We start from the raw sequence: 23,956 nt of genomic DNA, 5'->3' as shown, positions 1-23,956 counted from the left end.
TTGGATCACTTCTTGTTCTTCATCTGCTGCAGGATCTTGCCACACTGGTTTTCTTCGCCACCGTCACTCGGTGAAACCAGGGCCAGCAATGCCGCTGCCGGAGCAACGACAACGCCCAACGCCACAGCAGCCACCCCGCGGGCAATCAACGGCCCGGCCTTCACGCCAGCGTCCGGTTTTTTGAACGTTCCTTTGACATACAGCGGCGAACGCAGGGTCAGCACCCGCATCCCTTTGCTTTCTGGGTCGATGGACAGATCCAGCCGCTCGGTGGCGAAATTGATATTGCCGCTGATGTTGATGATGGCGTTTTCCGTATCAAACACGAACAGCCGTGGCGTCGCCAACCCGCTGCGAATGCCGACATCCGCCGCCGCACAGTTGATCCCCACCTCGTCATCGCCAAACAGTTGAGCTACCAGGTAGTTGCCTACGTTCAGGCCCAGAATTTCCATCAGGCTGCGGCTGATCACGCCGTCATTGATCAGCAGGCGCAGGTCGCCGCTGCTGGTTGCCAGCAAGTCGGCTACCGAGTTGCCGCTGCCTGTCAATTTGGCATCGCCGTTCAATTCTCCCAGGCTGCGCTTCATCGACTCCACGTTCGGCAGCAGCTGTTTCAGCTGGAACTTACGCGCATGCATATCCACCCGGCCCTGCATCGGGCTCTTGCTACCATCAAGACGGACGGTGGCATTCAGGTTCCCTCCGGCCACGCCGAAGCGCAGCGGGTCCATCAGGATCACCGCGTTATCCAGCTTAAGGTGGGTATTCAGATCGCTCAGCGGCAGCGAACTGCCATGCTCAATGCGTTTGGCGGTAAATTTGACGTCGGCATCCATTACCCCCCAGCTTTTGGTGTCGAACTTCTCAACCGGCAGCACTTTATCGCTCGGCTGGCGGGTCTTCTCGCCGCGATTGGCTTTCTGCTGATTGGAGTCTGCACCGATCAATGGCGCAAGATCGGCAAAACGCAGCTGTTTGGAAAGCACCTCTCCACTCAACTTGGGCCGAGGGTGGCTCGCAACGTACTTCAAATCCCCATGGATATCGCTGTCACCGATCTTGCCGTCAAAGCCCTGATACTGGAATACCGCGCCTCCCGGTTGATGCAGCTGGGCGATCAGATGACCATCGGTAGCATAAGGAGGGGTATTAGGTAACAACACGCCGGTCAGCGCATACAGGTTTCCCAGGCTGTCACCGGAGAATTTCAGCCGTAGATCCAGACCGCCAAGGTTCAGCGGATCGGACAGCGTTCCCACGACCTGCACTCTGGTATTGCCAGAACGGACATCGACCTGCAGTGGGAACGGTATATCAGCGCTTTGCAGTGACAGCATGCCCCCCATCTTGCCACTGCCTGACAGCGCTTCACCGTGGTATTTTCCTTTAACCTTCCAGCCGAAAACATAATCCGGCGTCGTCGCTTTATCCCCCGGCTGTTTACCCGCAACTTCACTAAAGGGCAGAGGCTTGCCAAGTGGGTCGATCAGCGCCTGGAAATCGGCCTTGAGGGTGGCGTCTTTAAAATCAATCTGGCCGCGATCGAACACGATATCGTGAATGCTGACCGACCAGTCTGACTGTGGTTGGTTGGGGTCTTTATCGGCGCTGTTGGCCAGGTTGAAGGTCCAGTTATTGTCACCGTTCGCCAGGCGCTGTAGCGAGGCATTTGGCTGCTTCAACCAGATACGCGGGATCAGTACCTCTTTGCCCAGCAGCGCCAATGGCGCAATCGAGGCATCGACACGTTGCAGTGTGACCATCTCGTCGCCCGGTATCTTGGCCGGGTTGCCCAGCATAATATCTTCGGCGTGGATATGCGGCCAAGGTACCCAGGCACGCCAACCCCCCTCATCCTGGTGACGTTCCCAGTTAACGCCCAGATCGCCACGAATAGCAAACGGGCGCTGCAGCTCGGCAGAGACTTTGCTATTGATGGTGGGTTTGAGACGGTTCCAATCGAAGGTGGCAATGAAGACCACCAAAACCACGATGATCAGCAGCACGATGCCGCCAATCCAGCTAAAAGTTTTGCCCATTCTTGTCATAACAGCTCCCTCGAGGCGATAGCAGACTGCTCAAATTGATAAGCAGCCTTACTGAAAGCCTAGTAGAGGATAGGCCTAAGTTCACGCTTTGGGAACTAATGGGTCAGGGGGTGGGGGCAATAAACCGCGTAGGCAGGGTTTTAAGCTGGTCAAAATGTGCAGGGCGGCTAAGGTAATACCCTTGGGCGGCAAACGCACCAGAACGCTGTACCAGCCGCCATTCCTGCTCTGTTTCTACCCCTTCGACAATCACCCCGTCGCTGTGCTGGCTCATCAGGCGCACCAGAGTAAAAAACAGCTGGATGCCCTCATCGCTCTGCTTGAGCAACATAAACAGCTCGCGCGCCACCTTGATATACTGATAACGCCAGCTGCTGACCGCGGAGAAATTCGCCAGCCCGCTACCGAAATCATCCAGCCACAGGCGCTCTGCTCCGGGGATATGCTGCAGCGGTCCATTCAACGCCCTGTCTGCCTGCTCCACCAGCTCAAAACGCAGGTAAGGCATGACGCTGATTTGTCGCTGCATCGCCGGGTGCCGCTGTAGGGCCTGCAATGCCTTACCGTCGATATTGATGGAGACCATTAGCGCATGACGGGTAAACAGGGGCTGCCATTGCTGCAGTAAATCGAGCTGTTCCTGAATGACCGCCAGGCGCTGGCGTAGCCCCAGCGCAGCAAAGTAATGTTCTGGGGATACCGGCTTATTCGGTGACGCCGGATGATGTACCGCCGTGAGCAACTCCACCGCCAGCAGTTTGCCGCAGGTGCGGTAAATAGGTTGAAAAGTATACAAACGCCGACACTGCCGCCAGTAATGGAAGACCTTGGCACGCTGCCAGGCGGCAAACAATGGCGTCAGTAAACCAGAGATCATGTTGGTTATCATCGGTACTATCGCCATTAGGGAATGGGAACGATAACGTTGCCGGAAATTTGTCGATCTTGTTATCGGCAACGCACAATAAAACTTTAAGCTTGGGTAAAAGGTCCCTACATTAAGCCATTACCTACATGCAACGTTTCGATAACAAGAGGAAATTTTAATGCCCTACGTAAATATCAAAATTACCCGCGAGGGTGCAACCGCGGAGCAGAAAAAACAGCTAATCGCAGGCGTAACCCAACTGTTGGTCGATACGCTCGGCAAAAACCCCGCCACTACCGTGGTGGTGATCGATGAAGTGGAGACCGATAACTGGGGGATTGGTGGTCAATGCGTCACCGATCTGCGCGCGGCAGCCAAGTAGTTTTTCTTCCTCAACGGCGGGAAACTTCGCGTTTCCCGATCGCGATCATAAACTAATTAAAACGCTGTTTTATTCCTATTGACTCATTTCGCCCTTGCGTTGAGACTGGACGTATTCGCAGCAACCAGACTCATTATCAAGCCAGGGATTATCATGAACAGCAAAAACCTCGCCGTGATCGGCGAATGCATGATCGAACTGTCGCAGAAAGGCGCCGATCTCAGCCGTGGATTCGGTGGCGACACTCTCAACACTGCCGTCTATATCGCCCGCCAGGTGCCGCAACAGGCTCTGAACGTGCATTATGTCACCGCGCTGGGCACCGACAGCTTCAGCCGGGAAATGCTGCAAACCTGGCAGCAGGAGCAGGTGAAAACCGATCTGATCCAGCAATTGGACAACAAGCTGCCGGGGCTGTACGTGATCGAAACCGACGATACCGGCGAGCGCACCTTCTATTATTGGCGTAACGATGCTGCCGCCCGCTACTGGCTGGATAGCCCCCAGGCAGAGAGCCTGTGCGCGCAGCTGGCGCAGTTCGATTACCTGTATCTGAGCGGTATCAGCGTGGCGATCCTCAACCCTGCCAGCCGGGCCAAATTGCTGACCCTGCTGCGCCAATGCCGAGCCAACGGCGGCAAAGTGATCTTCGATAACAACTATCGGCCACGGCTGTGGCAAAGCCAGCAAGAGACTCAGCAGGCCTATCGCGAGATCCTGGCCTGTACCGACATCGCCTTCCTGACGCTGGATGATGAAGATTTACTGTGGGGTAAACAGCCGGTTGAGCAGGTGGTGAGCCGTACCCGCGACTTTGGCGTAAGTGAGATTGTGATTAAGCGTGGCGCAGATTCCTGCCTGGTCTTCTGTGCCGATGGGGAAACCCACGACGTACCAGCAGTCAAACTGCCAAAAGAGAAAGTGATTGATACCACCGCCGCCGGGGACTCCTTCAGCGCGGGCTATCTGGCTGTACGCCTGACCGGCGGTGATGCCGTTAGCGCGGCCAAACGTGGCCACCTGACCGCCAGCACGGTGATCCAGTATCGCGGGGCCATTATCCCACGCGAGGCGATGCCGCAGTAATTTCCGTCGTCTAGATAGGCGAAAGGCCAGCAACGATGCTGGCCTTTTTAGTTGGCCCGATAAATCGGGCCGCTACAATCTTGGTGCTTAACCTGCTACCGCGATACGTTTCATATCGGTCATATAGCCACGCAGTTTGCGGCCAACGGATTCGATTGGGTGGTTACGCACCGCTTCGTTCACGTCACGCAGCTGCGCGTTGTCAACGGTGGTACCAGCAACAGATTTACCCAAATCGCCCGCCTGCAGAGTGGTCATGAACTCTTTCAGCAACGGTACCGCCGCATAAGAGAACAGGTAGTTACCGTATTCTGCAGTATCGGAGATCACCACGTTCATTTCATACAGACGCTTACGCGCGATGGTGTTAGCGATCAGCGGCAACTCGTGCAGTGATTCGTAGTAAGCAGACTCTTCGATGATGCCTGAATCCACCATGGTTTCGAAGGCCAGCTCAACGCCCGCTTTCACCATTGCTACCATCAGTACGCCGTTGTCGAAGTATTCCTGCTCGCTGATTTTGCCTTCAAACTGCGGCGCGGTTTCGAAAGCGGTTTTGCCGGTCTCTTCACGCCAGGTCAGCAGTTTCACATCGTCTGCGGCCCAGTCTGCCATCATACCGCTGGAGAATTCGCCAGAGATGATATCGTCCATGTGCTTCTGGAACAGCGGAGCCATGATGCCTTTCAGTTGCTCAGACAGCGCATAGGCACGCAGTTTCGCCGGGTTGGACAGGCGGTCCATCATCAGGGTAATACCGCCCTGCTTCAGCGCTTCGGTGATGGTTTCCCAGCCGAACTGGATCAGTTTTTCTGCGTACGCCGGGTCGGTACCTTCAGACACCAACTTGTCGAAGCACAGCAGAGAACCCGCTTGCAGCATACCGCACAGGATGGTCTGCTCGCCCATCAGGTCAGATTTCACTTCTGCCACGAAGGAAGATTCCAGCACGCCTGCACGATGGCCGCCGGTGGCTGCCGCCCATGCCTTGGCAATCGCCATGCCTTCGCCTTTTGGATCGTTTTCCGGGTGAACCGCGATCAGCGTTGGTACACCGAAACCACGTTTGTATTCTTCACGCACTTCGGTACCTGGGCACTTAGGTGCAACCATCACTACGGTGATGTCTTTACGAACCTGCTCGCCCACTTCAACGATGTTGAAGCCGTGGGAGTAGCCCAGCGCAGCACCGTCTTTCATCAGCGGCTGTACGGCACGAACTACTGAGGTGTGCTGCTTGTCTGGCGTCAGGTTAACTACCAGATCGGCCTGCGGGATCAGATCTTCGTAGGTGCCAACCTTGAAGCCGTTCTCGGTGGCTTTGCGCCATGAGGCACGCTTCTCGGCAATCGCTTCTTTACGCAGCGCATAAGCCACGTCCAGGCCGGAATCACGCATGTTCAGACCCTGGTTCAGACCCTGAGCACCACAGCCGACAATCACCACTTTTTTCCCTTTCAGGTAGCCAGCTTCATCCGCAAATTCGTCACGCGCCATGAAACGGCACTTACCCAATTGCGCCAACTGCTGACGCAGGTTCAATGTGTTGAAATAGTTAGCCATGGTGATGCTCCAGTTAATGTTGTGTCGTGCAATATTATTCTCATCCCCGCCCTGTCGGTACGGGATCCGTTGAAACCAATGTATAACAGGAATTGCGTTGCTTAAATTGATATATTACGAACGTGACGTTGCAATTTCTGCAACACCCCGCTGCGAGCGTACTGACTATGGACTTACGTGATCTCAAGCTGTTCCTGCACCTGGCGGAAAGCCATCACTTTGGCCGTACCGCCAAGGCGATGCACGTCAGCCCCTCCACGCTTTCTCGCCAGATCCAACGGCTGGAAGAAACGCTTGGACAACCGCTGTTTCTGCGTGATAACCGCACCGTAGAGCTGACCGATGCGGGTGAACAGCTGAAAGTGTTCGCACAACAAACGCTGCTGCAGTATCAGCAGTTGAAACATTCGCTTGGCCAGCACGGCCCATCGCTGAGCGGCGAACTGCGCTTGTTCTGCTCGGTGACCGCCGCTTACAGCCATCTGCCGCCGATCCTCGATCGCTTCCGGGCCCAGCATCCCCTGGTTGAAATCAAATTGACCACCGGTGATGCCGCCGATGCGGTGGACAAAGTGCAGTCCAACGAGGCCGACCTTGGTATCGCCGGGCGGCCTGAAACCCTCCCCACCAGCGTCGCCTTCACCCAAATCGGTGAGATCCCGCTGGTGCTGATTGCTCCCGCTCTGCCGTGCGCGGTTCGAACGCAGGCTTTTGCAGAGCAGCCGGACTGGGCCAATATGCCGTTTATCCTGCCGGAGCATGGCCCATCACGAAAACGCATCGAACTGTGGTTCCGCCGCCAGCACATCACCAATCCGCTGATTTACGCCACCGTCGGTGGGCATGAGGCGATTGTTTCGATGGTGGCATTAGGCTGCGGTATCGCACTTATCCCCAGCGTAGTGGTAGACAATAGCCCGGAGCCAGTTCGCAACCGCATTTCTCAGTTGGAGAATATCTCGATGGTCGAACCGTTCGAACTGGGGGTCTGCGTGCCGAAAAAACGCCTCAACGAACCGCTGATTGAGGCGTTCTGGCAACTTTTGTGAATAGCAGTGCGATCCCCACTCAAAACACAATGAGGTTGTTTATCACAACTTAATAATACCCTATGGATTTCAAGTCACAGCTAGGCGGCCAGCTCGCTCATCCCCAGGAGCTTACTTTTGGGTGAGTGAGTGCAGCCAACAACGCTGTGGCTTGAAAGACGACGGGTATTCATAGGTCTTGGGGATCGACCTGCTTCATCGCTTCTACCTGCATCAGCCACTGGTACAGCGGCTCCAACTGCTGGAAACCCTGAGTCAAGGTAGCGACCAGATCGGCGCTGAACAGCTTTTCCACCTGATTATCTGTGGCCATCACCGCAAAGGACTTACGGTTGTACCAAGTGGCAATCTCCGGTGCCTGCTCCAACACTCGCGGGCGCTTATAGCTTTCCCCCACCAGCTCGAACGGCGCGCGGCAGCACTCGGCCACCTCCAAAAACGGCTGTGGCCTGCGCAGCAAGGTATGGCGAAACAGATCCATGGTGGCTTTGTCGGCGCTGTAATAGCCCAGGCCATAACGCAGCATGTCCGGCCCCAGCTCAAAGAAATACACCGGTGCCAGCTTCCAGTCTTTGCTTGGCCGCTTGAAGGTCAGCCACATACGGCTACGATAGCGGGATTTATCATGGGAAAAACGCGTGTCGCGATGAATGCGCGACAGCGTTTTGCCAATGGCCGGACGGGTTTCAAACTGCGGGTCAATCATCAGCATCGCAGGACTCAGTGCATCCACCAGCGAACGAAACGGCGTTAACAGCTCACGGTCATACACGCCCCGATTGGCATCAAACCACTCCTTGTCGTTCTCGATCCGCACCTGTTGCAGGAAGTCCAGCCCTTGTTGGCTGAACCCGGTGAACTCATTGGTCATACGCAATCCTTGTCGCCGAGGTTAGCCCTGTAGGAAGAACCGGAAGGCCGGGTTGTCGGTCTCATCATGGCAGTCGTAACCCAACGCCTGCAGGTGCTGCTCAAACTCTGGCTCGGTCTGCGAAAGTTCAAACCCTGCCAGCACGCGACCAAAATCGGTGCCGTGGCTGCGGTAGTGGAACAGCGAAATATTCCAGTGCGTGCCCAGCGTTTGCAGGAACTTGAGCAGAGCGCCCGGTGACTCTGGGAACTCAAAGCTGTACAGACGCTCACGCAGCGGTTTCGAAGGCCGCCCGCCAACCATGTAACGCACGTGCAGTTTCGCCATCTCATCGTCGGACAGGTCCACTACCTGATAGCCATCACGGTTCAGCTCATCGATGATTTCCAGCCGCTCGGTATGGCCTCGGGTCAGGCGGACACCGACAAAAATGCAGGCGTTGTCGGCATCGGCATAGCGGTAGTTAAACTCGGTAACCGCACGGCCGCCTAACAGCTGGCAGAACTTCAGGAAGCTGCCCTTCTGTTCTGGAATGGTCACTGCCAGCAGCGCTTCGCGTTGTTCGCCCAGTTCGCAGCGTTCGGAAACGTAGCGCAGGCCGTGGAAATTCACGTTGGCACCGGAAAGCACGTGGGCCAGCCGCTCACCCTGAATATTGTGCTGCTGCACGTATTTTTTCAGCCCTGCCAACGCCAGCGCGCCAGAAGGTTCGGCGATGGCCCGCACGTCTTCGAACAGGTCTTTCACCGCTGCACAGATCGCATCGCTGTCGACGGTGATCACGTCATCCAGGTATTCACGGCACAGACGGAAGGTTTCATCACCGATGCGCTTTACCGCCACGCCTTCGGCAAACAGCCCAACTCGCGCCAGATCGACCGGCTGCCCGGCATCCAGCGCCGCACGCAGGCAGGCCGAATCCTCGGCTTCCACGCCAATCACTTTGATTTGTGGCATCAACTGCTTGATCAGCACCGCCACACCGGCCGCCAGGCCACCACCGCCAACCGGGACAAACACCCGGTCCAGGTGCGCGTCCTGCTGCAACAGCTCCATCGCCAAAGTGCCCTGCCCGGCAATCACTGCTGGGTGATCGAACGGGGGCACGAAGGTCATGCCCTGCTGCTGCGAGAGCTCAATCGCCTTGACCTTGGCTTCGTCGAAGTTGGCACCGTGCAGTAACACTTCACCGCCGAAACCGCGCACCGCATCAACCTTGATATCCGCCGTCGACACCGGCATCACGATCAGGGTTTTGATCCCCAAACGGTTGCCGGAAAAGGCGACGCCCTGTGCATGATTGCCCGCAGAGGCCGTGACCACGCCACGTGCCCTCTGCTCTTCATCCAGGCTGGCGATCATCGCGTAAGCCCCGCGCAGCTTAAAGCTGTGCACCGGCTGGCGATCTTCGCGCTTCACCAGAATGGTATTGCCGAGGCGCGAAGAGATTTTGCCCATTGTCTGTAACGGGGTGACCTGAGCCACCTCGTAAACTGGCGAGCGGAGTACCGCTCGCAAATATTCCGCGCCGCAGGGGGCGTCGGGTAGGGGTTGTGATACCGCCATGGTGGTTAGCCTCCCAGCTTGCTCTTGTCCCGCACTGCGCCTTTGTCTGCACTGGTAGCCAGCGTAGCGTAAGCACGTAACGCATAAGATACCTGGCGCTCACGCGCTTTCGGTGTCCAGGCCGCATCACCTCGTGCCAGTTCCGCCTCACGGCGTGCAGCCAGTACGCTCTCCGGCACATCCAGCACCATGCTGCGTTTCGGGATATCGATATCGATCATGTCCCCTTCTTCCACCAGCGCAATCAGGCCACCGCTGGCCGCTTCCGGCGAAACGTGACCAATAGATAAACCGGAAGTGCCGCCAGAGAAGCGACCATCGGTGATCAACGCACAGGCCTTGCCCAGCCCCATCGATTTCAGATAGGTGGTTGGGTAGAGCATTTCCTGCATGCCTGGCCCGCCTTTTGGCCCTTCGTAGCGGATCACCACTACGTCGCCTGCCACCACTTTACCGCCCAGGATCGCCTCAACGGCCGTATCCTGGCTCTCATAAACCTTGGCTGGCCCACGGAAGGTCAGGTTGTCTTTATCCACGCCGGCGGTTTTAACGATGCTGCCGTCTTCCGCCATGTTGCCATACAGCACCGCCAGACCACCCTCCAGGCTGAAGGCGTTTTCCAATGAGCGGATACAGCCATCGGCACGATCGTTGTCCAGCGTGTCCCAACGGCAGTCTTGAGAGAATGCCTGGGTGGTACGGATACCTGCCGGGCCTGCGCGGAACATTTTCTTCACCGACTCATCCTGGGTCAGCATGATGTCGTACTTTTCCAGGGTCTCTGGCAGCTTCATCCCCAGGATGTTATCCACATCGCGGTTCATCAGCCCGGCGCGATCCAGCTCGCCAAGAATGGCCAGCACGCCACCGGCACGGTGTACGTCTTCCATATGGTATTTCTGAGTGCTTGGCGCCACTTTGCACAGGTGTGGCACTTTGCGGGATAGACGATCGATATCTGCCATGGCGAAGTCGATCTCGCCTTCCTGCGCGGCTGCCAACAGGTGCAGCACGGTATTGGTGGAGCCACCCATCGCAATGTCCAGCGTCATGGCGTTTTCGAACGCTGCCTTGTTGGCGATGCTGCGTGGCAGTGCGCTCTCATCGTCCTGCTCGTAGTAACGCTTGGTCAGTTCAACAATGCGCTTACCGGCGTTCAGGAACAGGTCTTTACGATCGGCGTGGGTCGCCAACAGCGAGCCGTTGCCTGGTTGGGACAGGCCCAACGCTTCGGTGAGGCAGTTCATGGAGTTGGCGGTAAACATCCCGGAGCACGAGCCGCAGGTTGGGCAAGCGGAACGCTCGATTTGTGCGCTGTCGGCGTCGCTGACGTTCGGGTTAGCCCCCTGGATCATCGCATCGATCAGGTCCAGCTTGATGATTTTGTCGGAAAGCTTGGTTTTACCGGCTTCCATCGGGCCGCCGGAAACGAAGATCACCGGAATATTCAGGCGCAGTGACGCCATCAGCATCCCTGGGGTGATCTTGTCGCAGTTGGAGATACACACCATCGCATCGGCGCAGTGGGCATTCACCATATACTCCACCGAGTCGGCGATCAGTTCGCGCGACGGCAGAGAATAGAGCATGCCGCCGTGGCCCATGGCGATCCCATCATCCACCGCAATGGTGTTGAACTCTTTGGCAACGCCGCCGGAGGCTTCGATCTGTTCTGCAACCAACTTGCCCAGGTCGCGCAGGTGCACATGGCCCGGCACAAACTGGGTGAAGGAGTTGACCACCGCAATAATCGGTTTGCCGAAATCGTCGTCGGTCATCCCGGTCGCGCGCCATAATGCGCGGGCACCCGCCATGTTGCGGCCGTGGGTGGTGGTGGCGGAACGGTACTTAGGCATGCTCTTCACTCCAAAAATAGTCATTTTACGGATGGCGAACGAACCATCCGTTTAGTGTTGTCTGTCGTTATTGGTTTACCGGATCCAACCAGCCGTACTTGTCTTCGGTTTTGCCGCTGAACAGGCCAAAGAATGCCTGCTGGATCTGCTTGGTAATTGGGCCGCACTTGCCGATCCCCACCTGAATGCCATCCACGCTACGCACCGGCGTGATTTCCGCCGCGGTGCCGGACATAAACACTTCGTCCGCCAGATACAGAGACTCACGGGAAAGCACTTGCTCGCGCACTTCAAAGCCCATGTCTTTTGCCAGCTTGATGATCGCGTCACGCGTGATACCAGGCAGAGCGGAAGAGGTAAACGGTGGAGTAAACAGCACGCCGTCTTTCACTTCAAACAGGTTCTCGCCTGCGCCTTCAGAGATATAGCCATGAACATCCAGCGCGATACCTTCCTGATAGCCGTGGCGGCGTGCTTCGCTACCCACCAGCAGTGAGGAAAGGTAGTTGCCCCCGGCTTTCGCCGCGGTAGGAATGGTGTTCGGTGCCACACGGTGCCAGGAAGAGACCATCGCATCGATACCTTGATCCAGCGCTTCTTCACCCAGATACGCGCCCCAAGGAAACGCCGCGATAATCACGTCGGTTTTATAGCCTGCCGGTGGGTTAACGCCCATACCAACATCACCAACAAACACCAAAGGACGAATATAAGCGCTGACCAGATTGTTTTTACGCAACGTAGCACGGCAGGCTTCCATCAGCTCATCGACGCTTTGCGTTACCGGCATGCGGTAAATTTTAGCCGAGTCATGCAGACGCTGCATATGTTCACGGTGGCGGAATACCACCGGGCCTTTATGGGAGTCGTAGCAGCGAACCCCTTCAAATACCGACGTCCCGTAGTGTAGCGCATGTGACATTACGTGAACTTTGGCATCGGCCCACGGAACCATCTCACCATTGAACCAGATATAATCAGCTTTCTTCGTCATTGTTCTGTTCCTTTTGCGCAATCAGGCGCGTATTTGTTGTGATGATTGTTGCTGGATCTCAACGCTGGAGACATCCATCAGTTTGCTTAGCTGAGATGACAGTAAATCCACAGGGCGCTGGCTGGCAACGGTCAATTCAATATTTATATCGTCGCTATTGCTGCCCGAAGCCATATTCATAGCACAGACCTGGAAGCCACGGTGACGGACAACGCGCAATACGCGCTCTAACATTTCAGGGCGGAAGCGGGCCTGGATCGAGAGTTGATGCTGCATCATGATACTTTCTCCAACATGGTTTCGTTGCCTGCGCCCGGCGGCACCAGCGGCCAGACGTTCTCGAGTTCATCAATGGAAACCTGCAGCAGATAAGGCCCTTCGCTGTTAAGCAAGGTATCGAGCGCGTCTGCGACCTGGTCTTTGCGGGTAATACGTTGGCCGGGGATGCCGAAGGCGCTGGCCAATATCAGGAAATCGGGGTTATCGGAGAGGTTGGTTTCGCTGTAACGGCCATCAAAGAACAGTTGCTGCCACTGGCGAACCATCCCTAAACGCTGGTTATCCAGTAACACGATTTTCAGCGGTAACTGTTTGCGTTTGATGGTGCCCAACTCCTGCACGTTCATCATGAAGGAACCATCCCCGGACACGCAGATCACCATGTCCTCCGGGCGCGCCATCTGCGCACCTACCGCTGCGGGGATACCGAAGCCCATCGTCCCCAACCCGCTGGAGGTGATGAAGTTCTCTGGACGTTCAAAACTCATGTGCTGCGCGGTCCACATCTGGTGCTGGCCCACGTCGGTGGTCACCACGGTATTGGCCGGTTTGCGTTCGGACAGTTGCTTGAGCAACAACGGAGCATAAATCGGTTGGCCCGGGTGGTCGTAACGCCAAGGGTGGGTTTCTTTCAGTTCGGCCACTCGTTGCAGCCAGGGAGCAATCTGCATCGGCTGTTGCAGCGCTGGCAGCAGGGTTCTCAGATCCCCTTGCAGGGCCACATGCGCCTGACGCAGCTTGCTCATTTCCGCCGGGTCGATATCCATGTGGATCACCTTGGCCTGCGGCGCAAAGGCGTTCAGCTTGCCGGTCACCCGGTCGTCAAAACGCGCCCCCACGGCTATCAATAAATCACACTCTTGCACGGCGAAGTTGGCAGCTTTGGTACCATGCATACCCAACATGCCGAGATAATACGGATGGTTGGCATCCGGTGCGCCCAGGCCTTTCAAGGTCGCCACGGTTGGGATCTGCGTCAGCTCGACAAATTCCCGTAATGCCGGGACGGCCTGCGCCATCCCCACGCCACCGCCCACATACAACATCGGCTTCTTCGCCTGTGCCAGCAGTTGCGTGGCCATGGCCAACTCTGCTGCGGGATGTTCGAACGGATCTTCTACCGGCATCAGATGAGGAGGCAAATCACCCTGCGCCAGTTGGATGTCTTTCGGGATGTCGATCAGTACCGGGCCCGGGCGGCCGCTGGTGGCAATGGCAAACGCCTCTGCCATGATCCCCGGCAGCGCTTCCAGCGACTCCACCAGGAAACTGTGTTTGGTACAGGCCAGAGACAGGCCCAGAACATCGATCTCCTGAAAAGCATCGGTACCGATAAGCGCAGAACCGACCTGACCGGTGATCGCAACCACTGGCACCGAGTCCAGCAGCGCATCCGCCAACCCGGTGATCAGGTTGGTCGCGCCAGGACCAGAGGTGGCGATACAGACGCCAACTTTACCGCTGGAACGGGCATAACCAATGGCCGCAATCGCCGCACCTTGCTCATGACGACACAGCAGATGTTCAACCCCGCCGTCATACAACGCATCGTAGACCGGCATGATCGCACCACCGGGATAGCCGAATACCTTGTCTACCCCCTGCGCACGCAACGCTTGAACCACCCACTGAGCACCATTCATGGTTATTTCCCCGCCTTACTGCGGGAAGTACAGGATTTTATTCTGTTGGTCATTCTCTGCTCCTTGTTGACATTTTCTTGGCATAAAAAAACCCCCGGACCTTTTGGGTGCGGGGGTTATCTTGCGATTCCGGCTTGTTTTCTAAGCCTTTCTTCGTCCAAGTGCAGCCCCGCACGGTGGGATAATAATCACCACCACGCTAATCACGACTAGGCTAATCACTTGGGCTAGGGCTTTCATAATTGGGTTGTTCACTGTGCTCGTTTCGAACTAATGCCTACAGAGTTACCATAGCAGCCGGTAACCTGACAACACTTTTTTTGCGTTATTATTCGGCGCTGTCGGGTCAAAGCTGCAACAAAGCGCATGAAATTCAAACGCTAACACCAGCACCAGGCGCTTTACTTTCTACCGCAATCGGTTTGCCGCGCGTATCCTTGCCAAAATACACCAGCACCGCGATCACGATAGCCACCGTCCCGGCGATTATCGCCATCGCCAGGCCGTAGTTTTGCCCATGATGTTCCGCAATCGCGGCCTGCAAGGTGGCATTCACCGAAGCAATCAGGTTACCCAATTGGTAAACAAACCCTGGCAATACCGCGCGAGTATTCGCTGGCACCAGTTCGTTGAGGTAGGTTGGGATCACCCCCCATGCCCCCTGAACCATGAATTGCATCATGAACGCCCCCACCCCCAGCATCAGCGAACCACTCGCGAATGCCCACAGCGGGATCACCGGTAACGCCAGCAGGGCAGCAATAATTATGGCTTTCTTGCGGCCAATTTTTTCCGACAGGGTACCAAAGAAAATACCGCCGATAATGGACGCGATATTGTAGCTAATGGCGATGATACTGACGGTTTTAGGATCGAAACCGTGCTGAATTTTCAGGAAGGCCGGATACATATCTTGCGTGCCGTGGGAGAAGAAATTAAACGCTGCCATCAGCAGCACCAGATAGAGACACAGCTTCCAATGGCTCTTCAGAACGGGCAGCAAAGCGGTGCTTTCTTTACGTGCCCGTGCCGCCAGCCACACCGGCGACTCTTCCACGCAGAAGTAGATAAACGGTAGCAACAGGATCGGCGCGGCCCCGATCACGAACATGCCACGCCAGCCGACCACTTCAAACAGCAGGCCATAGGCCACCGCCGCCAACAGATAGCCAAACGGATACCCCGCCTGGAAGATACCGGACATCAGGCCACGCGAACGGTCTGGGATGCTTTCCATCGCCAGCGAAGAGGCCACGCCCCAGATGCCACCCATCGCCACGCCGTAAAGCACTCGCAGCAACAGGAAGACGGTCAAAGAAGGAGCGGCCGCCGACAACAGCTCAAATACCGAGAAAAACACGATATTCAACATCAGGATCGGTTTACGACCGTACTTTTCCGCCGCACGGCCAAAAATAAGCGCGCCAATCGGGCGTACCGCCAACGTCAGCAGGATCGCCAGGGTGACTTCTTCCATCCCTACCTGAAAAGCCTGAGCTATATCGCTGAGCAGGAAGACCAGCACAAAGAAATCGAAAGCGTCGAGCGTCCAGCTTGAAAAGCTGGCAATTGCCGCATTGCGCTGCAGCGGAGTCCAACCAAACATAGTGTTATCCCTACCGTAGAGTACGAGGTCATCAGATTTAGCGGCGGCCGCAGCGGGTGCGGTAGCGGTCGAGGCTTTGTTAAAGAAGTGATTTTTATTTTAACCAATTGTTAAATACACCCATTAACCCTGCTGTTGCAACTTGGTTAGCTTGCTAATGTGTTGCAGCTTTCCCGTAATTGTTAATGGGTATTACAACGAAATGCGTAGCACCTCGAAAAAAATCACTAACATGATGAAATAAATTACTTTTAATTTTGTAGCACTACGCAAGTTGACGATGAGTAGCGCGCGGCTTTCGGGCTGTTCCCGCATCATGTTGCCTTCAGCGAGGAGAGCAATATGTCACTGGCGGTAATCTATACCCGTGCCACGATCGGCGTGCAGGCGCCTTCGGTCATGGTTGAAGTCCATATCAGCAACGGATTACCCGGCCTGACACTGGTCGGCCTGCCGGAAACCACGGTGAAAGAAGCCCGTGACCGGGTGCGCAGCGCACTGATCAACAACGGCTTCACCTTTCCGGCCAAACGCATCACCGTCAATCTGGCACCGGCCGATTTGCCTAAGGAAGGGGGGCGCTATGATTTACCCATTGCGCTGGCCATTCTGGCGGCCTCAGAGCAGCTGCCAGCAGATAAGTTGGCGCACTATGAGTTCCTGGGTGAATTAGCGCTTTCTGGCGCATTGAGGGCGGTGCACGGCGCCATTCCGGCGGCAATAGCGGCAGCCGAGGCCAAGCGGGAGTTGATCCTGGCTGCGGCCAACGGCAAAGAGGCGGGGTTGCTTCCCAACAGCACGACCCGAGTCGCAGAACATTTACTGGAGGTGTGCGCTTTTTTGCAGGGTAAGGGGGATCTGCCAATCGCCGTAGCGCCTCCTGCGGCTGCCACGTCAACGGAAACTGCCGACTTGCAGGAAGTCATTGGCCAGGAACAGGCAAAGCGAGCGTTGGAAATTGCCGCGGCCGGGGGCCACAACCTGTTGCTGCTTGGCCCTCCGGGCACCGGCAAAACCATGCTGGCCAGCCGCCTCAATGGCTTGCTGCCGCCGTTAAGCGATCGGGAGGCGCTGGAAAGCGTCGCCGTTGCCAGCTTACTGCATCATCCAGATGAAACCCTGCCATGGCGCCAGCGGCCGTTTCGCGCCCCACACCACAGCGCCTCGATGGCGGCCCTGGTTGGGGGAGGCTCCTTGCCACGGCCAGGGGAAATCTCCATGGCGCACAACGGCGTACTGTTTCTGGATGAGTTACCCGAATTTGAACGGCGAGTATTGGATGCGCTGCGTGAGCCGCTGGAATCCGGTGAAATCGTCATCTCACGCGCCAGCGCCAAGGTACGCTTCCCTGCCCGAGTGCAGCTGATTGCGGCGATGAACCCCAGCCCAACCGGGCACTATCAGGGCATACACAACCGCACACCACCGCAGCAGATTTTGCGCTACCTCGGCAGGCTCTCTGGCCCCTTCCTCGATCGATTTGATTTGTCGATTGAGGTGCCGCTGCTGCCACCGGGCGTACTGGCCAAGCAGCACCATGCGGGGGAAAGCAGCCAACAGGTACGTCAACGGGTGCTGGTGGCGCGCGAGCAGCAGCTGGCACGGGCAGGTAAAGTGAATGCGCTGTTGAGTAACCGCGAGGTGGATCGGGATTGCCATTTGCCTGCGGCTGAAGCGGAGTTTTTAGAGAAAACGCTGAGCCAACTGGGATTATCGGTTCGAGCCTGGCATCGCATCCTGAAAGTGGCACGCACGCTGGCCGATTTGGCAGGGGAACAACAGATTGATAAACGCCATCTCAGCGAAGCGCTCAGCTATCGCAGTATGGATCGCCTGCTGCTGCAGCTACACCGCAGCCTGGAATAAAAAATGGGGCCGAATGGCCCCATGATGATCAATCGTCGCTTTCAGTGTAGTCTTCTACCGCATCAGCCTGCGGCTTGCCACCTGACAGCGTATGGAATTTTTTCGGGCGGCGGGTGCGCGCCAGATATTTAGACCATACTTTTTCTTGCTCGGTTACCGGTTCACGCTCACCGCGACACACTGCAACGAACAACTGTTCTTCTTCAGTGGCTGGCTGGCGTTTGCCGGCATCCAACTCGTTGAACGCATACCCGAAACGCTCTAGCAATTGCGCTTCTTTAATGGTGAAATCGCCGTGACGGGAGAACCCGCGAGGATAGTTTTTATTATCAAAAAAACGACTGTTGGTGGTGAAGCTATCCGCCATCTGACACGCTCCTAATTCTCTCATGGCCGTGCTGTTTATGGCGCGGAGTATTAGATAGGCTTGACATCGTGTAAAACAAAACATTTAAATCTTAACGATAAAAAACTTTGGAGATTGGTGTGGACACCGAATTACTGAAAACCTTTTTGGAGGTCAGTAGAACGCGACACTTTGGCCGCGCAGCGGAATCCCTGTACTTAACGCAGTCTGCGGTGAGTTTCCGTATCCGTCAGCTTGAAACTCAATTAGGGGCGAATTTATTCACTCGCCACCGCAACAACATCCGCCTGACACCTGCAGGAGAGCGGCTGTTGCCCTATGCCGAGAGCCTGATGAACACGTGGCAGTTGGCAAAGAAAGAGGTGATACGATCGCTACAGCACAGCGAACTTTCGATCGGTGCCACCGCGTCGCTATGGGAAGCTTACCTCACGCCCTGGCTGCAATCGCTCTACCAGCAGCGGGAGGCCTTGCAGCTCGAAGCCAGGGTAGCCCTGCGCCATTCGTTGGTGAAGCAGCTACATGAAAGACAGCTCGATTTGCTAATCACCACCGAACCGCCAAAGATGGATGAGCTGGCCAGCCAGCTGTTGGGTAACTTCTCGCTACGCCTGTTTTCCTCGTCGCTACGCGATAACCCCGCCCTCATGCCTTACATCAAACTGGAATGGGGTGCCGATTTTCACCAACAGGAAGCCCGCATGCTTGAGGGCGACAGCATGCCCGTGCTGACCACCACTTCAGCGCATCTGACGCGCCAATTGCTGGAGACAACCGGTGGCTGTGCATTTCTCCCCAGCCAGTGGGAAAAAGACTACCCTCAACTGGTCGCTGTTGCTGACGCCCAGCCGATCGTTCGTCCGCTTTATGCCGTCTGGCTGCAAAACAGCGACCAGCAGCCGTTAATCCGCCAACTGCTGAAAATACCTTTAAATACCGCAACCTGAGCGGCTATGACGGCTTCAGGCGTGGATGGCGGGGTTTTGCCCGTCTGGTCTGCCAAAAGGCGCTCATCGCCTTCTGGAGGCCGATAAAGCAGAACAGCAGGATGCCGATGACGATTTTGGTCCACCAGGAGCTGAGGGAGCCATCAAAAGTGATGTAACTTTGGATTAAGCCTTGGATCAGCACGCCAAACAAGGTGCCCAAAATGGTACCGACGCCGCCAGTCAGCAATGTTCCCCCAATGACGACCGCCGCAATGGCATCCAGTTCGACACCGCTGGCAGCCAGAGCATAACCAGCGGAAGTGTATAGCGAGAAAATTATGCCGGAGAGGGCCGCCAGCGTGCTGGAAAGCATGTAAATCTGAATAGTGGTACGCCGTACCGGCACCCCCATCAGCCCAGCGGAGACCGGATTCCCCCCGATGGCATAGACGTTATGGCCAAAACGGGTGCGATGCGCCAGGATCATGCCAATCGCCACGACCAGCAGCATTACCAGCGCCAATAAGGTAAATCGGCCACCACCGGGGACTTTCCAGGCATAGTTTGCCAGCGTGGCATACAGCGGGTGATCGATCGGCAAAGACTCTTCTGACACGATAAAACTCATGCCGCGCACGAAGAACATCCCCGCGAGCGTGATGATAAATGCAGGTAATTTCAGCGCGTCGATGATCCACCCCATCAGCGCACCAAATGAGGCCCCCATCAACAAGGCAATGACAAATGCATAACCTGGAGCAATACCATAAGTGCCAATCAGCTTGGCCAGCAGTACGCCGGTAAAGGCGATCACCGAGCCCACCGAAAGATCGATGCCGCCAGAAAGGATCACAAAGGTCATGCCCACGGCCACAATACCGAGAAAAGCGTTGTCGGTCAGCAGATCGCACCAGACGCGGGTGGAAGCGAAGCTGGGGAATTGACTAAGGCAAAAGGCGTAGCCCAGCAGAAAAACCACAATAGTGATCAATAGGGGAAGGTTACGCTTCATCATGATTTACGTCTCCGCCACAACCGCTGTAATGACACACTTGGGGATTGCACCAGCAACACGGCTAATACCACCACCGCTTTCAGCACCAGGTTAAACTCCGGTTTATAACCCGAAAGCAGAATTCCGGTATTCATTCCCTGAATGATTAACGCCCCCACCACCGAGAGCAGCAGATTAAAACGCCCGCCCAGCAGTGACCCACCGCCAATCACCACGGCCAGGATCGCATCCAGTTCGAGCCACAGGCCCGCATTGTTGGCATCCGCACCGCGAATATCCGCCGTAACGATAACCCCTGCCACCGCCGCGCACAGGCCGCAAATGATATATACCGCAATAATCACCCAGCGTGTACTGACGCCAGCATTACGTGCTGAGCGCAAATTGATACCGACCGCTTCAATAAACAGCCCCAAAGCGGTTTTGCGTGTCAGTAACCAAATCAGCAGCAGCATGAGGGTAGCAATGATCACTGGCATCGGCAGGTACATCAGCGAACCACTGCCAAGCTTGGCTAACCCTTGACTTTCAAAGGTGACGATTTGTCCTTCGGTAATCAACTGCGCGATACCGCGCCCGGCCACCATCAACATCAAGGTAGCGACGATCGGCTGGATTTGCAGCACCGCAACCAAGAAGCCGTTCCACAGGCCACACAGTGCCCCAACCGCTAATGCGGCCCCCAGGATGTATGCTAATGGGTAACCAGCGCTGGTCATGGTGGCTGCGGTCGCTCCGGCAATCGCCATTACCGCACCGACGGAGAGATCGATCCCACCGGTGGCGATCACTAGCGTCATACCCAAAGCAAGCAGCGCGACAGGGGCGCCACGGTTAAAAATATCAATCACGCTGCCGAACAGGCGGCCATCCTGGATATGGATTGAAAAGAAATGGGGGGCGACCAGGCTATCGATAAGTAAAATCACCGCCAGCGCCCCCAGCTGCGTCGCTCCGGCGGGCATTACCCACCTTACTTTGCGCGGTCCACCGGTCATGGGAAAACTCCTGTGGTTCATGCTACCCCCTGTTGCACGGCAATGGCCTGCATAATGGCGGGAACCGTAATGGCATCATGGTCAAGCTGCGCCACATGTTTTCTATCGCGTAATACCACGATGCGATCGGCATAGCCTGCGAGCTCCTCCAGTTCGGAGGAAATAACCAGCAGTGCCAACCCTTCATCACAGAGCCGTTCAATCAGGCGGATAATTTCCGCATGGGCCCCCACGTCAATGCCACGCGTTGGCTCATCCAGGATCAGGAAACGGGGTTTGGTCGCCAGCCAGCGGGAAAGCAGCACCTTCTGCTGGTTACCGCCGGAAAGGTACTGGATTTGCTGCTCCGGCCCCGGCGTGCGGATCCCCAGCAGTTTAATGAAATCTTCCGCAATTCGGGTTTGCTCACGCAGCGGGATAGGCCGTAACCAACCACGCTGCGCCTGCAATGCCAGAATGATGTTTTCCCTTACCGTGGCCGCGCCGACAATACCGTCGGTCTTACGATCTTCTGGGCAATAGCCAAATCCCAGACTGGCCGCTTTACGGGGCGTTGGGATCGCCACCGTTTTGCCCTCAACTTTCGCTATACCTTTATCCCGAGCCTTAATGCCGAAGATGAGTTGTGCCGTCTCAGTACGCCCCGATCCCAGTAAACCAGCCAGGCCGACGATTTCCCCAGGCCTCAACGCCAGATCAAAGGGCTCAACCATGCCGCGTCGGCCATAACCGCTAAACTCCACCAAAGGCGGAGCCTGCACGGCCTGATGTTCGCTGCGTTTGAGCAGCGTCTCATCAAAACTATGGCCAAGCATCATCTGCACCAACTCGAGCCGTGGCAGCTCGGCGGTGACACGAGTCCCGACCAGCTTGCCGTTACGCAACACCGTAATACGATCGCTGATGCGGTAAACCTGCTCGAGAAAATGGGTGACGAAGATCATCCCCATTCCCTGAGATCGCAGTTGGCTAAGAATATCCAGCAGCATGGTGACCTCCTTGGCATCCAGGCTGGCGGTGGGTTCATCCAGGATCAGTACCTTGGCGGAGAGATCGACGGCGCGAGCAATCGCGACAATTTGCTGAATGGCGATCGAGTAATTGCCCAGCGGCTGGCTGACATCCAGCGGTAAACCATAGCCTTCCAGCAGCTGACGGGCATTACGCAACATGGTTTTTTGATCGATCAGGCCAAAACGGGTAGGTTCGCGGCCGATAAACAGATTGGCGGCCACCGAGATATTAGGCAGCAGATTAACTTCCTGATAGACGGTGCCAATCCCCAACGATTGCGCCTGGGCCGTATTCTGTGGCGCAATCGCGGTGCCTTCTAGCCAGATCTCACCGGCGGAGCGTTGGTAAACACCGGTCAATGCCTTAATCAGCGTGGACTTGCCCGCGCCGTTTTCCCCAAGAAGCGCCACCACCTCACCGCGTTGTAGTGTGAAATCAACCTGCTCCAGCGCTTTTACACCTGGAAACTCCACGGATAACCCGCTTATTGCCAATAATGCTGCCTGAGGTGTAGCCATTATCTGCTCCGCCTGTTAACGATCAATATCCCATGCTTTTCTTCATATCGTATTCCTGTCTGGCAGTTTCAGGCTGCAGCAGTTTCGACTCGGTCTGGATAAATTTCTGTGGCTGTGTGCCGTCTTTTTTCAATGCAATCAAGGCATCAAACGCAGGTCCTGCCATATTTGGCGTCAGTTCAACCGTGGCGTTGGCTTCCCCTTCCATCATCGCTTTGAAGATATCCGGCACGCCGTCGATGGAAACAACCTTGATCTGTGAGCCCGGTTTGAGGCCGGCTTCTTTGATCGCCTGGATGGCACCAATGGCCATATCGTCGTTATGTGCATAGACGGCGCAGATATTTTTGCCGTTCTGTTCAGCCTTGATAAAGCTTTCCATCACCTCTTTACCCTTGCTGCGAGTAAAGTCGCCGGACTGCGAACGGATGATTTTGACGTTGTCGGCAGAGGCAATACCGTCCGCAAAGCCTTTCTTGCGGTTAATGGCCACGCTGGACCCAACGGTGCCTTGCAGTTCCACCACGTTACAGGGCTTGCCCGCAACGGCTTTCACTAGCCATTCGCCTGCGACTTTCCCTTCATGGACGCTGTCAGAAGCGACGGCAGCGGTATACAGCGAGGGATCGTTCACTTCGATCATGCGATCCAACAGGAAGACCGGAATTTTGGCCTCTTTCGCTTCCTGCAATACCGGGGTCCAACCGGTGGCCACTACCGGCGCAATGAAGATGGCGTCAACGCCTTGAGCAATAAAGGATCTCACCGCCTTGATCTGGTTTTCCTGCTTTTGCTGTGCATCGGCGATTTTCAGCGTAATACCCCGTTTTTCCGCCTCCTGTTTCGCCACTTTGGTTTCTGCCGAACGCCATCCTGATTCAGAACCAATCTGAGAAAAGCCGACAACCAAGGGGGCAGCCTGCGCCGCTCCCATCAACACACCGCTTATGGCGGCCGCTAACAGTAAACGCTTAACCATGTTTTTCTCCTCGCTCTACCTGACTCGGTCAGACAGAGATGGTTGTAGGTGTATTCGCTTTCATCGAGTGTGCCCAAAAAACTCGTGGGGCTTATAAGGTGTAGTTGAAATACAGGGAGGAATGATGAGCGATATCACAGCGCGGGATTACAACCATTTTGTGCATAGATACAGCTAGAAATGTCTAAATTGGGAACGATTTCGGCGGGAATTTTGTACGCGTTAGCGGGAGGACGGGCAATTCTAGGCGAGTAGAAAGCAAAAAAAACCCTTCGCTTTCGCAAAGGGTTTCTAATATGGCAGGGGCGGAGAGACTCGAACTCGCGACACCCGGTTTTGGAGACCGGTGCTCTACCAACTGAGCTACGCCCCTAAATTACGCTTAACATTATGCCTGCTAACAGTAGCAGGCATAATTTAAATAAGTGGCGGAACGGACGGGGCTCGAACCCGCGA

The 23,956-nt window shown here is 56.0% G+C and carries 21 protein-coding genes and 1 tRNA gene; 5 read left to right on the top strand and 17 right to left on the bottom strand.

The features are described 5' to 3' along the window. Window positions 1-5 precede the first annotated feature (5 nt). Window positions 6-2,051 carry an AsmA family protein gene (locus N6G83_RS35565; RefSeq protein WP_211135291.1) on the bottom strand — a complete coding sequence of 682 codons (2,046 nt, stop codon included), beginning with the start codon at window positions 2,049-2,051 and terminating at the stop codon, window positions 6-8. Between the two features lie 103 nt (window positions 2,052-2,154). After that, window positions 2,155-2,955: a cyclic-guanylate-specific phosphodiesterase gene (gene pdeH, locus N6G83_RS35560; RefSeq protein WP_178380911.1), complete on the bottom strand. Its 801-nt coding sequence runs from the start codon at window positions 2,953-2,955 to the stop codon at window positions 2,155-2,157. A 142-nt stretch (window positions 2,956-3,097) separates the two neighbouring features. Here pdeH and N6G83_RS35555 point away from each other — a divergent pair, with 142 nt between their 5' ends. Both N6G83_RS35555 and N6G83_RS35550 read left to right on the top strand, forming a co-directional pair. Then, window positions 3,098-3,301, top strand: a complete 204-nt coding sequence (locus tag N6G83_RS35555) for a 2-hydroxymuconate tautomerase family protein (RefSeq protein ID WP_021181815.1) — start codon at window positions 3,098-3,100, stop codon at window positions 3,299-3,301. A gap of 153 nt (window positions 3,302-3,454) precedes the next feature. Continuing rightward, window positions 3,455-4,387 carry a sugar kinase gene (locus tag N6G83_RS35550; protein WP_186531208.1) on the top strand — a complete coding sequence of 311 codons (933 nt, stop codon included), beginning with the start codon at window positions 3,455-3,457 and terminating at the stop codon, window positions 4,385-4,387. Window positions 4,388-4,474: 87 nt separating this feature from the next. On the opposite strand, the gene ilvC is transcribed toward N6G83_RS35550, so the two are convergent. Then, the gene (gene ilvC, locus N6G83_RS35545; protein WP_021181818.1) at window positions 4,475-5,950 is read right to left on the bottom strand and encodes a ketol-acid reductoisomerase; all 1,476 of its coding nucleotides are present in this window, start codon (window positions 5,948-5,950) and stop codon (window positions 4,475-4,477) included. Between the two features lie 167 nt (window positions 5,951-6,117). Between ilvC and ilvY the strand changes: the two genes are divergently transcribed. Continuing rightward, complete coding sequence (gene ilvY, locus N6G83_RS35540) at window positions 6,118-6,999, top strand: HTH-type transcriptional activator IlvY (protein WP_024527663.1); 882 nt, start codon at window positions 6,118-6,120, stop codon at window positions 6,997-6,999. A gap of 169 nt (window positions 7,000-7,168) precedes the next feature. Here ilvY and N6G83_RS35535 read toward each other — a convergent pair whose 3' ends face one another. The 8 genes from N6G83_RS35535 to N6G83_RS35500 form a co-directional block, all read right to left on the bottom strand. Then, on the bottom strand, window positions 7,169-7,870 hold the full coding sequence (locus tag N6G83_RS35535; protein WP_074030189.1) for a DUF2461 domain-containing protein: 702 nt from the start codon (window positions 7,868-7,870) through the stop codon (window positions 7,169-7,171). A 21-nt stretch (window positions 7,871-7,891) separates the two neighbouring features. Next, complete coding sequence (gene ilvA / locus N6G83_RS35530) at window positions 7,892-9,436, bottom strand: threonine ammonia-lyase, biosynthetic (RefSeq protein ID WP_024527665.1); 1,545 nt, start codon at window positions 9,434-9,436, stop codon at window positions 7,892-7,894. Window positions 9,437-9,441: 5 nt separating this feature from the next. Beyond that, window positions 9,442-11,292 carry a dihydroxy-acid dehydratase gene (ilvD, locus tag N6G83_RS35525; RefSeq protein ID WP_074030186.1) on the bottom strand — a complete coding sequence of 617 codons (1,851 nt, stop codon included), beginning with the start codon at window positions 11,290-11,292 and terminating at the stop codon, window positions 9,442-9,444. A 67-nt stretch (window positions 11,293-11,359) separates the two neighbouring features. Further along, window positions 11,360-12,286, bottom strand: coding sequence for a branched-chain-amino-acid transaminase (gene ilvE / locus N6G83_RS35520; protein WP_021181823.1), 927 nt, complete (start codon window positions 12,284-12,286; stop codon window positions 11,360-11,362). Between the two features lie 21 nt (window positions 12,287-12,307). After that, window positions 12,308-12,565, bottom strand: coding sequence for an acetolactate synthase 2 small subunit (ilvM, locus tag N6G83_RS35515; RefSeq protein ID WP_021181824.1), 258 nt, complete (start codon window positions 12,563-12,565; stop codon window positions 12,308-12,310). After that, window positions 12,562-14,208, bottom strand: a complete 1,647-nt coding sequence (gene ilvG, locus N6G83_RS35510; RefSeq protein ID WP_024527666.1) for an acetolactate synthase 2 catalytic subunit — start codon at window positions 14,206-14,208, stop codon at window positions 12,562-12,564. The genes ilvM and ilvG overlap by 4 nt, the downstream gene beginning before the upstream one ends. A 141-nt stretch (window positions 14,209-14,349) precedes the next feature. Then, entirely contained in the window at window positions 14,350-14,448 is a 99-nt protein-coding gene (gene ilvL, locus N6G83_RS35505) for an ilv operon leader peptide (RefSeq protein ID WP_071681478.1), read from the bottom strand. 133 nt (window positions 14,449-14,581) lie between these two features. Next, window positions 14,582-15,814: an MFS transporter gene (locus N6G83_RS35500; protein WP_024527667.1), complete on the bottom strand. Its 1,233-nt coding sequence runs from the start codon at window positions 15,812-15,814 to the stop codon at window positions 14,582-14,584. Window positions 15,815-16,156: 342 nt separating this feature from the next. Here N6G83_RS35500 and N6G83_RS35495 point away from each other — a divergent pair, with 342 nt between their 5' ends. Further along, a complete protein-coding gene (locus N6G83_RS35495; RefSeq protein ID WP_024527668.1) occupies window positions 16,157-17,680 on the top strand; it encodes a YifB family Mg chelatase-like AAA ATPase in 1,524 nt (507 codons plus the stop codon). Between the two features lie 28 nt (window positions 17,681-17,708). Here the strand turns inward: N6G83_RS35495 and N6G83_RS35490 are convergent, their stop codons facing one another. Further along, window positions 17,709-18,047, bottom strand: a complete 339-nt coding sequence (locus N6G83_RS35490) for a DUF413 domain-containing protein (protein WP_021181829.1) — start codon at window positions 18,045-18,047, stop codon at window positions 17,709-17,711. 119 nt (window positions 18,048-18,166) lie between these two features. Here N6G83_RS35490 and hdfR point away from each other — a divergent pair, with 119 nt between their 5' ends. Continuing rightward, a complete protein-coding gene (gene hdfR, locus N6G83_RS35485) occupies window positions 18,167-18,994 on the top strand; it encodes an HTH-type transcriptional regulator HdfR (RefSeq protein WP_211135126.1) in 828 nt (275 codons plus the stop codon). Between the two features lie 4 nt (window positions 18,995-18,998). On the opposite strand, the gene yjfF is transcribed toward hdfR, so the two are convergent. The 5 genes from yjfF to N6G83_RS35460 form a co-directional block, all read right to left on the bottom strand. Then, a complete protein-coding gene (gene yjfF, locus N6G83_RS35480) occupies window positions 18,999-19,991 on the bottom strand; it encodes a galactofuranose ABC transporter, permease protein YjfF (protein WP_024527670.1) in 993 nt (330 codons plus the stop codon). Continuing rightward, window positions 19,988-21,010 (bottom strand): galactofuranose ABC transporter, ATP-binding protein YtfT, encoded by a 1,023-nt coding sequence (ytfT, locus tag N6G83_RS35475; RefSeq protein ID WP_304621706.1) that lies wholly within the window; start codon window positions 21,008-21,010, stop codon window positions 19,988-19,990. The genes yjfF and ytfT overlap by 4 nt, the downstream gene beginning before the upstream one ends. Then, window positions 21,007-22,521, bottom strand: coding sequence for a galactofuranose ABC transporter, ATP-binding protein YtfR (ytfR, locus tag N6G83_RS35470; protein WP_211135124.1), 1,515 nt, complete (start codon window positions 22,519-22,521; stop codon window positions 21,007-21,009). Before ytfR ends, ytfT begins: the two co-directional genes overlap by 4 nt. A gap of 22 nt (window positions 22,522-22,543) precedes the next feature. After that, the gene (gene ytfQ / locus N6G83_RS35465) at window positions 22,544-23,500 is read right to left on the bottom strand and encodes a galactofuranose ABC transporter, galactofuranose-binding protein YtfQ (protein ID WP_074030173.1); all 957 of its coding nucleotides are present in this window, start codon (window positions 23,498-23,500) and stop codon (window positions 22,544-22,546) included. A 297-nt stretch (window positions 23,501-23,797) separates the two neighbouring features. After that, window positions 23,798-23,873: transfer RNA gene (locus tag N6G83_RS35460), tRNA-Trp, on the bottom strand. Window positions 23,874-23,956: the final 83 nt, after the last annotated feature.

Source organism: Serratia sp. PL7 (genome assembly GCF_945957435.1).
The sequence above is the reverse complement of the archived record's forward strand: the minus strand, read 5'-3'. Positions and strand labels throughout refer to the sequence as shown.

Excerpts from the sequence above, each read along its gene's own strand:
- N6G83_RS35555 (WP_021181815.1), top strand. The coding sequence starts at position 3,098 with ATGCCCTACGTAAATATCAAAATTACCCGCGAGGGTGCAACCGCGGAG.
- pdeH (WP_178380911.1), bottom strand. The coding sequence starts at position 2,955 with ATGGCGATAGTACCGATGATAACCAACATGATCTCTGGTTTACTGACG.
- ilvY (WP_024527663.1), top strand. The coding sequence starts at position 6,118 with ATGGACTTACGTGATCTCAAGCTGTTCCTGCACCTGGCGGAAAGCCAT.
- N6G83_RS35565 (WP_211135291.1), bottom strand. The coding sequence starts at position 2,051 with ATGACAAGAATGGGCAAAACTTTTAGCTGGATTGGCGGCATCGTGCTG.
- ilvC (WP_021181818.1), bottom strand. The coding sequence starts at position 5,950 with ATGGCTAACTATTTCAACACATTGAACCTGCGTCAGCAGTTGGCGCAA.
- ilvA (WP_024527665.1), bottom strand. The coding sequence starts at position 9,436 with ATGGCGGTATCACAACCCCTACCCGACGCCCCCTGCGGCGCGGAATAT.
- ytfT (WP_304621706.1), bottom strand. The coding sequence starts at position 21,010 with ATGAACCACAGGAGTTTTCCCATGACCGGTGGACCGCGCAAAGTAAGG.
- ytfQ (WP_074030173.1), bottom strand. The coding sequence starts at position 23,500 with ATGGTTAAGCGTTTACTGTTAGCGGCCGCCATAAGCGGTGTGTTGATG.
- ilvE (WP_021181823.1), bottom strand. The coding sequence starts at position 12,286 with ATGACGAAGAAAGCTGATTATATCTGGTTCAATGGTGAGATGGTTCCG.
- ilvL (WP_071681478.1), bottom strand. The coding sequence starts at position 14,448 with ATGAAAGCCCTAGCCCAAGTGATTAGCCTAGTCGTGATTAGCGTGGTG.
- yjfF (WP_024527670.1), bottom strand. The coding sequence starts at position 19,991 with ATGATGAAGCGTAACCTTCCCCTATTGATCACTATTGTGGTTTTTCTG.
- N6G83_RS35550 (WP_186531208.1), top strand. The coding sequence starts at position 3,455 with ATGAACAGCAAAAACCTCGCCGTGATCGGCGAATGCATGATCGAACTG.
- ilvD (WP_074030186.1), bottom strand. The coding sequence starts at position 11,292 with ATGCCTAAGTACCGTTCCGCCACCACCACCCACGGCCGCAACATGGCG.
- ilvM (WP_021181824.1), bottom strand. The coding sequence starts at position 12,565 with ATGATGCAGCATCAACTCTCGATCCAGGCCCGCTTCCGCCCTGAAATG.
- N6G83_RS35495 (WP_024527668.1), top strand. The coding sequence starts at position 16,157 with ATGTCACTGGCGGTAATCTATACCCGTGCCACGATCGGCGTGCAGGCG.
- ytfR (WP_211135124.1), bottom strand. The coding sequence starts at position 22,521 with ATGGCTACACCTCAGGCAGCATTATTGGCAATAAGCGGGTTATCCGTG.
- N6G83_RS35500 (WP_024527667.1), bottom strand. The coding sequence starts at position 15,814 with ATGTTTGGTTGGACTCCGCTGCAGCGCAATGCGGCAATTGCCAGCTTT.
- N6G83_RS35490 (WP_021181829.1), bottom strand. The coding sequence starts at position 18,047 with ATGGCGGATAGCTTCACCACCAACAGTCGTTTTTTTGATAATAAAAAC.
- ilvG (WP_024527666.1), bottom strand. The coding sequence starts at position 14,208 with ATGAATGGTGCTCAGTGGGTGGTTCAAGCGTTGCGTGCGCAGGGGGTA.
- N6G83_RS35535 (WP_074030189.1), bottom strand. The coding sequence starts at position 7,870 with ATGACCAATGAGTTCACCGGGTTCAGCCAACAAGGGCTGGACTTCCTG.